The organism is Micromonospora sp. IBSANI012, assembly GCF_052814045.1.
The window spans coordinates 2,650,423-2,663,648 of the sequence record NZ_CP199933.1 but is presented as its reverse complement, the minus strand read 5'-3'; the positions used below and the strand labels follow the sequence as shown (position 1 = coordinate 2,663,648).

The 13,226-nt window shown below is 75.7% G+C and carries 11 protein-coding genes and 1 riboswitch; of the genes, 2 read left to right on the top strand and 9 right to left on the bottom strand.

Annotated elements, in window-relative coordinates; genetic code table 11:
* The 3 genes from ribD to rpe form a co-directional block, all read right to left on the bottom strand.
* The gene (gene ribD / locus ACTWM8_RS12205) at positions 1–1,062 is read right to left on the bottom strand and encodes a bifunctional diaminohydroxyphosphoribosylaminopyrimidine deaminase/5-amino-6-(5-phosphoribosylamino)uracil reductase RibD (protein ID WP_446213908.1); all 1,062 of its coding nucleotides are present in this window, start codon (positions 1,060–1,062) and stop codon (positions 1–3) included.
* A gap of 148 nt (positions 1,063–1,210) precedes the next feature.
* Positions 1,211–1,386: riboswitch (FMN riboswitch) on the bottom strand.
* Between the two features lie 62 nt (positions 1,387–1,448).
* Positions 1,449–2,408, bottom strand: coding sequence for a response regulator (locus tag ACTWM8_RS12200; RefSeq protein ID WP_088962710.1), 960 nt, complete (start codon positions 2,406–2,408; stop codon positions 1,449–1,451).
* 1 nt (position 2,409) lies between these two features.
* Positions 2,410–3,090 carry a ribulose-phosphate 3-epimerase gene (gene rpe / locus ACTWM8_RS12195; RefSeq protein ID WP_154938036.1) on the bottom strand — a complete coding sequence of 227 codons (681 nt, stop codon included), beginning with the start codon at positions 3,088–3,090 and terminating at the stop codon, positions 2,410–2,412.
* 258 nt (positions 3,091–3,348) lie between these two features.
* Here rpe and ACTWM8_RS12190 point away from each other — a divergent pair, with 258 nt between their 5' ends.
* Together ACTWM8_RS12190 and ACTWM8_RS12185 are read left to right on the top strand one after the other, a co-directional pair.
* Positions 3,349–4,236 (top strand): septum formation family protein, encoded by an 888-nt coding sequence (locus tag ACTWM8_RS12190; RefSeq protein WP_446213907.1) that lies wholly within the window; start codon positions 3,349–3,351, stop codon positions 4,234–4,236.
* Between the two features lie 79 nt (positions 4,237–4,315).
* Positions 4,316–5,206, top strand: a complete 891-nt coding sequence (locus ACTWM8_RS12185) for a septum formation family protein (protein WP_446213906.1) — start codon at positions 4,316–4,318, stop codon at positions 5,204–5,206.
* Between the two features lie 63 nt (positions 5,207–5,269).
* On the opposite strand, the gene ACTWM8_RS12180 is transcribed toward ACTWM8_RS12185, so the two are convergent.
* The 6 genes from ACTWM8_RS12180 to ACTWM8_RS12155 form a co-directional block, all read right to left on the bottom strand.
* Positions 5,270–6,883, bottom strand: coding sequence for an RsmB/NOP family class I SAM-dependent RNA methyltransferase (locus ACTWM8_RS12180; protein WP_446213905.1), 1,614 nt, complete (start codon positions 6,881–6,883; stop codon positions 5,270–5,272).
* A complete protein-coding gene (fmt, locus tag ACTWM8_RS12175; protein WP_446213904.1) occupies positions 6,880–7,806 on the bottom strand; it encodes a methionyl-tRNA formyltransferase in 927 nt (308 codons plus the stop codon). Before fmt ends, ACTWM8_RS12180 begins: the two co-directional genes overlap by 4 nt.
* Before the next feature lie 4 nt (positions 7,807–7,810).
* A complete protein-coding gene (gene def / locus ACTWM8_RS12170; protein WP_088962716.1) occupies positions 7,811–8,371 on the bottom strand; it encodes a peptide deformylase in 561 nt (186 codons plus the stop codon).
* A 43-nt stretch (positions 8,372–8,414) separates the two neighbouring features.
* Entirely contained in the window at positions 8,415–9,686 is a 1,272-nt protein-coding gene (locus ACTWM8_RS12165) for a cytochrome P450 (protein ID WP_446213903.1), read from the bottom strand.
* A gap of 144 nt (positions 9,687–9,830) precedes the next feature.
* Entirely contained in the window at positions 9,831–10,814 is a 984-nt protein-coding gene (locus tag ACTWM8_RS12160) for an AAA family ATPase (protein WP_446213902.1), read from the bottom strand.
* Positions 10,815–11,018: 204 nt separating this feature from the next.
* Complete coding sequence (locus tag ACTWM8_RS12155; RefSeq protein WP_446213901.1) at positions 11,019–13,223, bottom strand: primosomal protein N' family DNA-binding protein; 2,205 nt, start codon at positions 13,221–13,223, stop codon at positions 11,019–11,021.
* Positions 13,224–13,226: the final 3 nt, after the last annotated feature.

Here is a 13,226-nt window from a genome sequence, read left to right as displayed (position 1 = left end):
TCAGGCCTCCCTCTTCCGGGGCAGCGCGGTGATCCGCAGGTCGGGACCGATCTGCGTAACGTCGGTGATCTCCAGGTCGATGGCATCGGCGATGGTCGTCACGCCGGCGTCGACCAGCGCGGTCCGGCCGGCGCCGAGCAGCTTCGGCGCGACGTACCCGATGACCTTGTCGACCAGGCCGGCGGCGAGGAACGCGCCGGCCAGCCGGGGGCCGCCCTCCAGCAGCGCGGCCCGCACGCCGCGGTGGTGCAGCTCGGCCAGCAGCGCCGGCAGGTCGACCCGGCCGTCCGGGCCGGCCCCGACCTCAGCCGCGGTGGCGATCCACGTCCGGGCGGCGCCGTCGCGGGCCCGGGCCCCGGCGGGGGTACGCCCGGAGCTGTCCACCACCACCCGCAGCGGCTGCCGGATGGCCAGGGTGCCGTCGCGCAGGTTGCGGGCGGTGAGCCGGGGATCGTCGGCGAGCACGGTGCCCACCCCGGCGAGCACCGCGTCGACCGTGCCGCGCAGCGCGTGCACGTCGATGCGGGCCGCCTCGGAGGTGATCCACATGCTGGTGCCGTCGGCCGCCGCCGACCGGCCGTCGAGCGTCGCGGCGAACTTCCAGATGACGTACGGCCAGCCGCGGCGCATCGAGGTCAGCCAGGCGATGTTGCCGACCTCGGCCTCCTGCGCGCGTACCCCGAACTCGACCTGGATGCCGGCGGCCCGCAGGGTGGCGGCGCCGCCGGAGGCGACCGGGTTGGGGTCGGGCACGGCGATCACCACCCGGGCGACACCGGCCTGGACCAGCGCGAGGCTGCAGGGGCCGGTGCGGCCGATGTGGTCGCAGGGTTCGAGGGTGACCACGGCGGTGCCGCCCCGGGCGCGCTCACCGGCCTGGGCGAGCGCGACGATCTCGGCGTGCGGTCCGCCCGCGTACGCGTGGAATCCCTCCCCGACGACCGTGCCGTCCGGATCGAGCAGGACGCAGCCGACGACCGGGTTGGGGCTGGTGGTGCCGAGGCCTCGGGCCGCCAACGTGACGGCGCGACGCATCGCCTCGTCGACGGAGACGCCGGCCATGCCTCTGCCCTCTCACTCGCCGGGCCGCGCGCGGGCGGTACGGGAGGAGCCGCGGGCAGGCGGCGGCGGATCCGGGAACGGCACGGCCGCCCCCGGGGAGCCCACGCGATGGCTGGATGCAGCGACCCACGCAGGCCCGCCCCGTCCCGCGCGCTGTCTCCCATCCGGACTTTCTGGGTGCGGGAAGGTTTCCCGCTCCCAACCGTCGGCCCCGGATTCTCACCAGGTCCACCGGGCGGCCTGAGCCGTCCGGGTCGCGGGCTTACCACGGTCGGACCGTGGATCACCGCCGGTTCGGAATTTCACCGAGCCCCGCCAGCGCGTGGTGGGTACATGGGAAGTCTTACACGTTCCCCCGGCCGGTACGCCACTGCACGCGGGCTACCTCACACCCCGTCGGCGCGCCGCCGGTCCACCGCCACGTACGAACCGGGCTGGCTCTTGGCGACGGTTTTCATCTCCGAGGCGACCGCGATCGCGGCGAGCGGGTCGGTGAAGCGCTTCCGGGCGTCGGAGAGGGAGACCCCGATCGAGAGGGTGACCAGGTGCGCCTTGCGCACGTTGCCCCGGCGGTCCTTCAGCTCAACGTAGCCGCGCTCGGCGTCGGCCGGGTCGTAGAGCTTGTCGGCGGCCTTCTCGAAGTCCTCCACCGCGCGGAAGGTCAACGGCCGGACCTGTTCCGGGGTGCAGACGACGACGAAGTCGTCGCCGCCGACGTGGCCGAGGAAGGCCGGCGGCAGGCCGATCGAGACCACCGCCCGGTGCAGGCTGCGGGCCAGCGCGGAGATGAACTCGTCGCCGCGGACGAAGCCGTACCGGTCGTTGACGCTCTTGAACCGGTCGATGTCGATGTAGCCGACGGCGTAGTCGACGCCGCTGCGGACCCGGTCGCTGATCTCCCGGCGGATCCGGCTGTTGCCGGGCAGCCCGGTCAGCGGGGAGACCTCCCGGAACTCCTTGTTGCGGCGCAGCGTGGAGCTGACCCGGGCCACCAGCTCGGCGGTGTCGAAGGGCTTGACCAGGTAGTCGTCGGCGCCGGCGCTGAGGCCGTGCACCTTGTCCACGGTCATCCCCTTGGCGGTCAGCATGATCACCGGCAGGGCGGAGGTCATCGGATCGGCGCGCAGCCGGCGGGTCAGCTCCAGCCCGTCGATCCGGGGCATCATCAGGTCCACCACGGCCAGGTCGGGCCGGTGCCGCTCGATCATCTCGAGCGCCTCCTGGCCGTCGCCGGCGTGGAGCACCTCGAAGCCGTGCAGCCGCAGGTTGAACTCGACGAAGCGGGCGATGTCCTCGTCGTCGTCGACGACCAGGATGACGTCGGGTCGATCGCCGGCCGGGTCCACGTCAGGCTCCGGGAACCGCGCGCTCCGCGAGCCCCCGCAGGCGGCGCACCGCCTCGGCCGGGTCGGCCGCCCCGTACACGGCGGTGCCGGCGACGAAGGCGTCCGCACCGGCCGCCGCGGCCTGCTCGATGGTGTCGGCGGCGATCCCGCCGTCGACCTCGATGCGCAGCTCCAGGTGGCCGGTGTCGACGTGCCGGCGGGCCGCGCGGACCTTCTCCAGCAGCTGCGGGATGAACCGCTGCCCGCCGAAGCCGGCCTTGATCGTCATGATCAGCAGGGTGTCGAAACTGGGCAGCAGCTCCAGGTACGGCTCGATCGGGGTGTCCCGGTCGATGGCCAGCCCGGCCTTGGCGCCGGCCGAGCGGAGGTCCTTGGCCAGCGCGACCGGGTCGTCGCAGGCCTCGGCGTGGAAGGTGACGTTGTACGCGCCGGCGTCGGCGTAACCGGGGGCCCAGCGACGCGGGTCCTCGATCATGAGGTGCACGTCGAACGGGATCCGGGTCACCGCGCGCAGGCTCTGCACCACGGGCAGGCCGATGGTCAAATTGGGCACGAAGTGGTTGTCCATCACGTCGACGTGCAGCCAGTCCGCGGCGTTCTCCACGGCACGGACCTCGTCGGCGAGGCGGGCGAAATCGGCGGCGAGGATGCTGGGCGCGACGATCGGCGGCGGTACGGTCACGGGGTCAGTGTACGAATGCGGCCACCCGCCGCGGGCATCGCGGCCCCTCGGGAACGCCCTGTGACCCAGGAGTGACCGCTGGTGCAAGATTGGGCTCCACGGAACGCAAAACCGGACGGACGGCCAGCCGCGACTGGCCGCCCGACGGAAAGGCGGCAACACTCCATCAGAGACGGTCAGCCGTGCTGCACGTCCCGCGGAACCGCAACTCCGCGTGGGCCGCAACGACCGGCCGTCATCTCCCGGAAAGGGCGGACGATGCGACGGTGGCTCGTGGCGCTGGCGCTGGCCGGCGCGGCGACGATGGCGATGAGCGGCTGCGTCCCGCAGCACCGGCCCGACGGCGACCTGGCCGACGACTGGCCGGACCTGCCCGCACCGCGGATGTTCGTGCCCGCCACGGACGCCTGCCTGCCCCGGATCACGGCGGTGGTCCAGGCGGGCACGTACGACACGGTGGACTGCGCCCGCAGCCACCTGGCCGAGGCGATCCACGTCGGGACCTTCACCGGCGACGCGGCGGCCGGGTCGCGCCCCGAGCCGGGCTCCCCGGCGCTGCGCCCCGCCCGCGCCGAGTGCGACCAGCGGGCCCGCGAGGTGCTCGGGGGCGACTGGCACTCGGCCCGGCTCACCATGAACATCGCGCTGCCCTCCGTGCCGGCGTGGAACGGCGGCGCCCGCTGGTTCCGCTGCGACCTGAGCGAGACCGACAGCATCGACAACACCCGACCGGTCAACCGCACCGGCAGCCTGCGCGGCGCGATGATCGGCGACAACCCGCTAACCCACCGTTGCTTCGACCCCAAGCTGATCGGCGACAACCTCAACTACATGGCGCCGGTGCTCTGCTCCGAGCCGCACCGGGCCGAGTTCGTCGGGGTCTACCTCGAACGGGACATGACCTGGGCGGAGTTCGGCCGGGCCAACCAGGAGGTGCACCGGCGCTGCATGTCGCTGATCGCCAACTTCGCCGCCGTGCCGAACAACGCCGACCTGCCGTACCGGGCCGGGTCGATCTTCTACCCGCCGTCGCAGCGGGAGTGGGAGGAGGGCGACCGCGGCATCCGCTGTTTCCTGTGGAGCGACGACCGGAAGCTGACCCGCTCGATGCGCGGCGCCGGCCCGAAGGGACTCCCCGCCATCTGAGGCCCGGTGCCGTAAGCTGCCGCACCGTGACACCCGCTCGGCGGGCGCCACGGTCACGGTCGGCGAAGGGTCGGGTGCGGTGCGGCGGTGGTGGACGGCGGTCGCGGTGGGCGGCGCGGCGTTGCTGGCGCTGACCGGGTGCGGCGCCCCCGCCGGGCTGGACGCGGACCTCGCCGACGACTGGCCGGCCCTCGCCGCGCCGCAGGGCTTCGTTCCCCCCGCCGGGGTCTGCCACGAAGGGGTGCAGGACGTCGGCTACCTCAGCGGCTACCACCCCGTCGACTGCGCCCGGTCGCACCGGGCCGAGACGATGCACGTGGGCACCTTCACCAGCGCCGACGCCCGGCGCTCCACTCCCCCGGCCGGCGGCACCGGCGCGATGCTCGCCGCCCGCGCCGAGTGTGACCGGGAGGTCCGGCGGGCGGTGGGCGCCGACTGGCGCTCCGGCCGGCTCGGCCTCGCCGTCGTCTTCCCCTCGGCGGCGGCCTGGACGGGTGGGGCCCGCTGGTTCCGCTGCGACCTGACCGAGGTCGAGAGCGTCGACGAGGCGCGGGCCACCCCCCGTACCGGCAGCCTGAAGGGCGTCCTGACCCGCGACACCGACCTGCGGCTGCGCTGCTTCGAGCCGAAAGTCGACGGCGACGACGTCGAGGCGATGAAGCCGGTCTCCTGCACCGCCCGGCACCACGCCGAGTTCGTCGGCGTCTGGCCGGCCACCGGCCTCAGCTACGCCCAGGTCACCAAGGGCGACGGGCGGGTCCACAAGGGATGCCTCGGCCTGCTGGCGAAGTACACCGGGGTGCCGAACGACGGCAATCTGCGGTTCCGCGCCGGCTCGATCTTCTACCACCCGCTGGAGCGGGAGTGGCGCGACGGCAACCGCGGGGTGCAGTGCTTCGTGTGGGTCAGCGACCGCACCCTGACCCGCTCGCTCAAGGGCGTCGGCACCCGGGGCCTGCCGGTCCGCTGAGCCGGCGGCGGGGCGGCCGTGTCGTGCTCCGCCCCGCCCCCGTACCGCTGCGCTGCCCGCCGCTCAGCCGCGGCGCAGCACCGCGAGGAACATCGCGTCCGTGCCGTGCCGGTGCGGCCAGAGCTGCACCGTCGGACCGTCGCCCAGCCCCGGCATGCCGGCCGGCAGCAGCGTACGGGCGTCGACGAAGTCCGCCGGCACCTCGGCGCGCCGGGCCGCCTCGGTCACCGTCACGTGCGTCTCCACCACGTGCGGGGAGCAGGTGACGTACGCGACCAGACCGCCGGGACGGGCCGCGCGCAGGGCCGCGGTGAGCAGCTCGCGCTGCAACCGGGTCAGCGGCGGCAGGTCCGACGGCTGACGCCGCCAGCGCGACTCCGGCCGGCGGCGCAGCGAGCCCAGGCCGGTGCACGGGGCGTCCACCAGCACCCGGTCGAAGTGCCCCTCGGGCAGCTCCGGGTCCGCGCCGACCGTGCGGCCGTCGGTGTGCAGCACGCTCACCGGCAGGCCCCGGGTGGCCTGCTCGACCAGCCGGGCCCGGTGCTCGGAGACCTCCACGGCGGTCAGCCGGGCGCCACGCTGCGCGGCGAGCGCGCCGAGCAGGCCGGACTTGCCGCCGGGGCCGGCGCACAGGTCGAGCCAGCGCCCGTCCGGGCCGTCCAGCGGCGCGACGGCCAGCGCGTTCGCCACCAGCTGCGAGCCCTCGTCCTGCACGTGCGCGCGCCCCTGCGCCAGCGCCGGCAGGTCACCCGGCGCGCCCCCGGAGAGGTACACCGCGTACGGCGAGAAGGCGCCGGGCGCGCCACCCACCTCGTCGGCCAGTTCCACCGGGTCGGCCAGGCCGGGCCGGGCGCACAGGTGCACCGGGGGTCGCTCGTTGTCCTCGATCAGCAGCCGGGCGGTCTCGCCCAGGTCCCCGCCGAGCGCCTCGGAGAAGGCCCGCACGATCCACTGCGGGTGGCTGTACGCCAGCGCCAGGTGGCCGACCGGGTCGGTCTCCATCGGCGGGGCGAGCTTGGCCACCCAGGCGTCGGCGTCGCGGCCGGCGATCTCCCGCAGCACCGCGTTGGCGAAGCCGGCGGCGCCCGGCGCGACCGAGCGGACCAGGTCGACGGTCGAGGAGACCGCCGCGTGCGCCGGCACCCGGGTGTGCAGCAGCTGGTACGCCCCGAGCCGCAGGGCGTCGCGGGCCGGCGGGTCGATCCGCTCGACCTCCCGCCCGGCGGCGTCGGCGATGATCGCGTCCAGGGTGCCGGTGTGGCGCAGCGTGCCGTAGGTCAGCTCGGTGGCGAAGGCGGCGTCCCGGCCGACCAGCCCCTCCTCGCGCAGGATCGACGGGAGCACCAGGTTGGCGTACGCGTCGTCCCGGTGAACCGCCGCGACGGCCTGGTAGGCGGCGTACCGGGGCAGGTCGACGGCCGGGCGGGCGGGACGGCCGCCGCGCCGGTCGAAGCCGGGGCGGCCGCCGGTCGGGCGGTCGCCGCGGTAACCGCCGCTCGCCGGGCGGTCGCCCCGGTAACCGCCGCCCGTCGGACGGTCGCCGCGCGGCGCGTCGGAGCGCCGGGGCGCGGACCGGTCGAACCGGTCACCGCGGGAGCCGTCGGGGCGACCGGCGGACCGGTCGTCGCGAGGGCGGTCGGAACGGGAGCTGTCGGGACGGTCCGAGGGGGTGCTCACGCGAGCACCTCGCCGGCGCCGACCCGGACGCCGCGCGCCCAGTCGGTCGCCGGCATGGCCTTCTTGCCCGCCGCGCGCACCTCACCGAGCTGCACCGGCACGGTCGCGGTGCCGGCCAGCACCCGGGACTTCTCCACCAGCAGCTCTCCCGGCTTCAACTCGGGGCCGTTGCCCACCGGGGTCACCGGGCCGAGCTTGACCCGGTCGCCCCGGAAGGTCGTCCACGGCCCGGGGGCCGGCGTGCAGGCCCGGATCCGCCGGTCGACGGCGAAGGCGGGATCGGTCCAGCGCACCCGGGCGTCCTCCACGGTCAGCTTCGGAGCCAGGGACACCCCGTCGGCCGGCTGCGGCTCGGCCCGGGCCGTCCCGGCCTCGATCGCGTCGAGGACGGCCACCAGCAGGCCCGCGCCGGAGTGCGCGAGGCGCTCCAGCAGGTCGCCGGAGGTGTCGGTCGGCCGGATCTCGTCGGTGAGCGTGCCGTAGACCGGGCCGGTGTCCAGGCCCTGTTCGAGCTGGAAGACGCTCGCGCCGGTCAGCTCGTCGCCGTGCAGCACGGCCTGCTGCACCGGGGCCGCGCCGCGCCAGGCGGGCAGCAGCGAGAAGTGCAGGTTGATCCAGCCGTGCCGGGGGATCTCCAGGGCCACCGGCGGCACCAACGCGCCGTACGCGACCACGGGCACGCAGTCCGGCGCCAGCTCGCGCAGCCGGTCGAGGAACTCCGGCTCGCGGGGCTTCGCCGGGGTCAGCACCTCGATCCCGTGCTCGTCGGCCCAGGCGCCGACCGGCGAGCGGACCAGGCCGCGACCCCGCCCGGCCGGGGCGTCGGGGCGGGTGACCACGGCCAGCATCTCGTGCCCGGAGGCGGCGACAGCTTCCAGGGCGGGGACGGCGACGGCCGGCGTGCCGGCGAAGATCAGACGCATCCGGTCACCGCCCCAGGCCGAAGGGGCTGCCGGCGGCGTGCGGGTTGAGCTTGACCGTGGGCGGGGCGGCCGGGTCGTACCACTCGGCCTGGCGGATGGCCTTCATGGCCTCCTTGCGCCCGGCCGGGTCCAGCCGGTCGACGAAGAGCACCCCGTCGAGGTGGTCGGTCTCGTGCTGCACGCAGCGCGCCATCAGCCCGGTGCCGACGATCTGCATCGGGTCGCCGTAGCCGTTGAAGCCCTTGGCGATGACGTTCTGCCGACGCTTGGTGTCGAAGTAGAGCCCGGGGATGGACAGGCAGCCCTCCGGGCCGTCCTGCTCCTCCTCGTCGGGGAACTCCAGCACCGGATTCACCAGGTGCCCGAGCACGTCGTCCACGTCGAAGGTGAACACCCGCAGGCCCACACCGAGCTGGGGCGCGGCCAGGCCGGCGCCGCTCTGCTCCCGCATCGTGTCGGTGAGGTCGGCGATGAGCCTACGCAGCTCGGTGTCGAAATCGACGACCGGATCGGCCGGCGTGCGCAGCACCGGATCCCCGAACAGACGGATGGGCTGGACGGTCACGCGGTGTGGCTCCTTCGGCTGTACGGACGAATGCCGTACCAGTCTACGGAGTGCCGGGGGCCGCCCCGGCCGGCGTACCGCGATGCGCCGCCGCCGACTCCGTGTCGATGATCACCGGCAGGGTCTCGTAGCCGCGCAGGGTGAGCCGGGTCCGGTGCCGGGGCCGGCCGGCCAGGGCGAGGCCGGGCAGCCGGCGCAGCAGCAACGGGAAGGCGACCTGCGCCTCCAGCCGGGCCAGTCCGGCGCCCAGGCAGTAGTGCGGCCCGGCGCCGAACGACAGCGGGTGGACCTGCGGGCGCCACGGGTCGAACCGCTGCGGCTCGGGGTAGCGCCGCGGGTCCCGGTTGGCCGCGCCGAGCAGCAGCAACGCCCAACTGCCCGCCGGCAGCTCGACCCCGCCGCAGGTCACCGGCGCCTCGTTGATCCGGGTGGTGAGCTGCACCGGCGAGTCGTAGCGCAGCAGCTCGTCGACGTACCCGGGGGCGAAGTCGGGATGCTCCCGCAGCGCGTCGGCCGCGCGCGGGTGGTCCAGCAGCACCACGAGGCCGTTGCCGAGCAGGTTGGTGGTGGTCTCGAAGCCGGCGACCAGCAGCACCACCAGGTTGGCCAGCAGCTCCTCGCCGGAGAGCCGGTCGCCGTCGGCGTCGTGCACCTGGACCAGGGCGGTGGTCAGGTCGTCGGCGGGCGCGGCGCGGCGGGCCCGGACCAGCGCGGCGAAGTAGTCGCGCAGCTCGGTGGCGCCCCGGTCGGCGACGGCCAGCTCCTCGGTGGTGATCTCCGGCTCCAGCACCCCGGTCAGGTCGGCGGCCCAGCGCCGGAAGAGCGGCCGGTCGGCCGCCGGCACGCCGAGCAGCGCGCAGATCACCCCCACCGGCAACGGGTACGCGAACTCGGCCAGGAAGTCGACGGGCTCGCCGTCACGGGCCCGCTCCAGCATCGCGTCGACCAGCTCGTCGGCCTGCGCCTCGACCACGTCGCGCATGGCGGCGATCCGGCGCGGGGTGAAGGCGCCGGCCGCGAGCCGCCGCATCCGGCTGTGGTCGGGCGGGTTGGTGCGCAGCATCGACCGGGAGATCGACGCGACGGCCGGGCTGTCCCGCCAGCCGGGGAGGAACTGGTCGCGCAGCGCGTCGTCCATCACCCCGAACCGGGAGTCGCGCAGGATCTCGTCGGCCTCGGCGTAGCCGGTGACCACGTAGAACACCGGCCCGGCCTGGACCACCGGCCCGTACCGGCGCAGCCGCTCGTACGTGGGGTACGGGTCGATGCGCCCCTGCGGGGACATGAGCAGGGCGAGTGCCTCGGCTGCGTCCATGACCGGCCTTCCGCGTCGATGCGTCGGAGGCTCCATCATGCGCGTCCGGGCGTCACCCGGCGACCCCGCGCGACCGACCGCCGCCACGGCGCGCGGTCACGGCGGCGGGCGGCGGGGCCAGCCCGCCGGCGGTCGTGGCGAGGCTCAGGCGCCGGCGCCGGGCTCCCCCGCCAGCACCGCGGGCCCGCCGAGCAGGGCGTGCTCGGGCAGCGGGAGCTGGATGCCGTGCGCGGCCTCCCAGTCGTAGACGGTGCTCGGCCGGACCTGGGCGGCGAAGAAGTCCACCGCGCTCATCCCGCCGACGACCGGCTCGTCCACCTCGGCGACCAGCTGGGCGGGGACCAGGTTGAAGCCGTTCTGCAGGGCGGCGCTGAGCCGGCGGTGCCCGTCGACGACGAAGAAGTACTCGCCGGTGTAGCCGATCCGCAGCGGCTCCAGGGCCTCGTCGCCGGCCCCGGCCACGTCCCCGACGAACTCCGAGTCCCAGAGCCCGCGCAGGGTGGTGATGTCCTCGGTCGGGTAGACCCGGGCCGGGTCGAGCAGCAGCAGCGGCGGGCCGTCGCGCAGCACCTCGGCGCCGAGCCGGCCCTCGTACGCGTCGACGATGTGCTCGATCACCTCGGGCGCCGAGGCCCGGGTGGTGTCGCAGACCAGGTCGTAGTTGCGCAGCCGGGCCTTGTCCACCCCGTAGCGGAGGATGAACCGGTTCCGCTCGCTCTCGCTGCGCTCAAGGAGCTTGGCCTTGGCCTCCTCCAGCGAGGTGTAGCTCTCGGCCGGGCCGGAGGGCCGCAGCAGCACCCGGCGGGCCGCCTCGCCCGGCTCGGTGATCATGTGCACCTTGAGCGCGTCGGTGAAGAAGTGCCAGGCGAGCCGGGAGTCCATGACCAGCGACTCGCCGGAGGCGGCGATGTCCCGCTGGAGCTGGTCGACGTAGCCGTCCACGGCCTGGTCCAGCTCGGCGTGCAGGTTGAGCTGGAGGGCGGTCATCTGCCGCTCCTGCGCCATCTGCCGGTAGAGGTCGCCGACGCTGACCCGGCGCAGCCCCAGCCGCTTGGCGATCTCGACGGAGACGGTGCTCTTGCCGCTGCCGAGGTCCCCGTTGAAGACGATCGATTGCCGAACGGTCACGACTGGTCCACCCCTGATCACCGGCTGATTGACATCATCGATATGGCGTCGGATCGACGCGCTCCGCCATCGTCGCGCCATCCGTGCGCCCGGGCATGACGGGCGATGTTATCACTTCGCCGCCACCGGTTTGCCGGACGAGGTGTGCGACGGTACCCGCTCCGGGCCGGGTCGTGCCCGGCCGGTGCCGCGGATCACGGCCGGTCAGAAGAGGCTGAGCGGGTCGACCTGGAGGCGTACCGGGTCGGCGGCCTTGCGGGCGCTGCGCACCCCGGCGGCGGTGTGCAGCGCCTCGGCGAGGTCGGCGGCCCGGGCCCGGGGCACCCGCACCAACATCCGCTCCCGGTCGCCGTCGGCCGGGACCGGGCCGAGCACCTCCGCCCCGTCGGGCAGCCGGGCCTCGGCCAGCAGGTCGGCCACCGCGACCGCCGGACCGGTCACGCTGGCCATCTTCGTCGCCGGCGGGAAGCCCAGCTCCCGCCGCTCGGCCAGCTCCCGGGCGGCGAACCAGGCCGGGTCCCAGCGCAGCAGCGCCTGCACCGGCGCCAGCGCGCCGTCGGCGACCACCACCACCCGCCCGCCCGCCGACGCCGGCCGGGCCAGCGCGGCCGCGCTCAGCCAGCGGCGCAGCGTCTCCTCGCCGGCGCGCAGGTCGGCCCGGGTGAGCAGGGCCCAGGAGTCCAGCAGCAGCACCGCGCCGTAGCCCCCCTCGGCCAGCGGCTCCGCGCCCGGGGTGGCGATCACCAGGCCGGCGCCGCCGGGCACGGTGGCCAGCACCTCCTCCCGGCCCGAGGTGCGGACCGGCACGCCGGGAAAGGCGCGGCCCAGCTCCTCGGCGGTGCGCCGGGCGCCGGTGACCGCCGCGCGCAGCCGCCGACCGCCGCACTCGGGGCAGGCGTACGCGGCGGCGACCCGGCCGCACCAGCGGCAGGCGGGGATACCCTCGGCGGAGGGCAGCGCCAGCGGGCCGGCGCAGTGCGGGCAGCGGGCCGGGGTGCGGCAGTCCGCGCAGGAGATCGAGGGCAGGTAGCCCCGGCGCGGCACCTGCACCAGCACCGGCGCGTCCGCGCGCAGGGTGTCCCGGGCGGTGGTCCAGGCCAGGCTGGGCAGCCGGGCGGTCGCCGCGCCGGGGTCGCGGGCCAGCTGCGGGTCGTCGCCGGTCGGCGCGATGCTCGGGGTACGCGCCCGCAGGGTCGCCCGGTCGGCGACCACCTCGCGGGCCCAGCCGGTCTCCACCAGCAACTGTGCCTCGGCGGTCCGGGTGTACCCGCCGACCAGCGCGGCGGCCCCGGCGAGCTGGGCCCGGGTGAGCAGCACGTCCCGGGCGTGCGGGTACGGGGCCCGGGGCTCGGCGTGCAGGTCGTCACCGTCGTCCCAGATCGCCACCAGGCCGAGCCGGTCGACCGGGGCGAACATCGCCGCCCGGGTGCCGATCACCACGGGCGCCGTACCGCGCCGGGCGGTGAGGAAGGCCCGGTAGCGGCGGGCCGGGCCGAGCGCGGCGGAGAGGCACACATGCCGGCCCGGGCCGAGCGTGCCGGTGAGCGCGGCGTCCAGCCGGTCCAGGTCCCGGGCGTCGGCGACCACGACGACGGCGCCCCGACCCCCGGCCACGGTCGCGGCGACGGCGTCGGCGTACCGGGCGGCCCAGTCCTCCCCGGCCAGCGCCGACCAGACGGCGCGGGGCGGTCGGCCGTCGGCGAGCGCACGCAGGAACGCCGGCCCGGCCGGGTAGTCCCGCCAGCCGCGCGGGTCGACGGCGGGCGGGGACGGTGCGCCGCTCAGCTCGGACGCGTCCGACGCGGCGCCGGCCGCGGTCGGCCCGGTCGGGGCCAATGCGGCGGCGGCCCCGGTCGGCCCGGACGCATCCGCTGCGGCGGCGACCCCGGTCGGCCCGGACGCATCCGCTGCGGCGGCGACCCCGGTCGGTCCGGTCGGGTGCGACGCGGCGGCGACGCCGGCGGACGGCGGCGGGGCGGCGGCGACCACGTGCGTCGGCGGCGTGTCGGTGGGCGGGGCCGCGCTGACCTCGTCGGGCGTCGTGGCGGTGCCGGCGGCGGGGGCGTCGGCGTCGGCGGTCGGCGAGTGGGCGCGGAGGTCCTTCTCGACCCGGGCGTGGCGGGGCGGGACGGCGAGCCGGAGCACGTCGGCGAGGCTGCCGGCGTACCGGTCGGCGACGGCCCGGGCCAGCCGGGCGATCTCCGGCGCCAGCACCGGCTCCGGGGAGACCACCTTCTCCAGGTACGCCAGCCGGCCGGTGTGCCCGGAGTCGTCGGCGCGGTCCAGCAGCCAGCCGTCGACAAGTTGCCCGGCGAAGCGCACCTTCACCCGCACCCCGGGCAGGGCGTCGGCGTCCAGCTCGGCGGGGACCAGGTAGTCGAACGGGCGGTCGAGGTGCGGCAGCGGCACGTC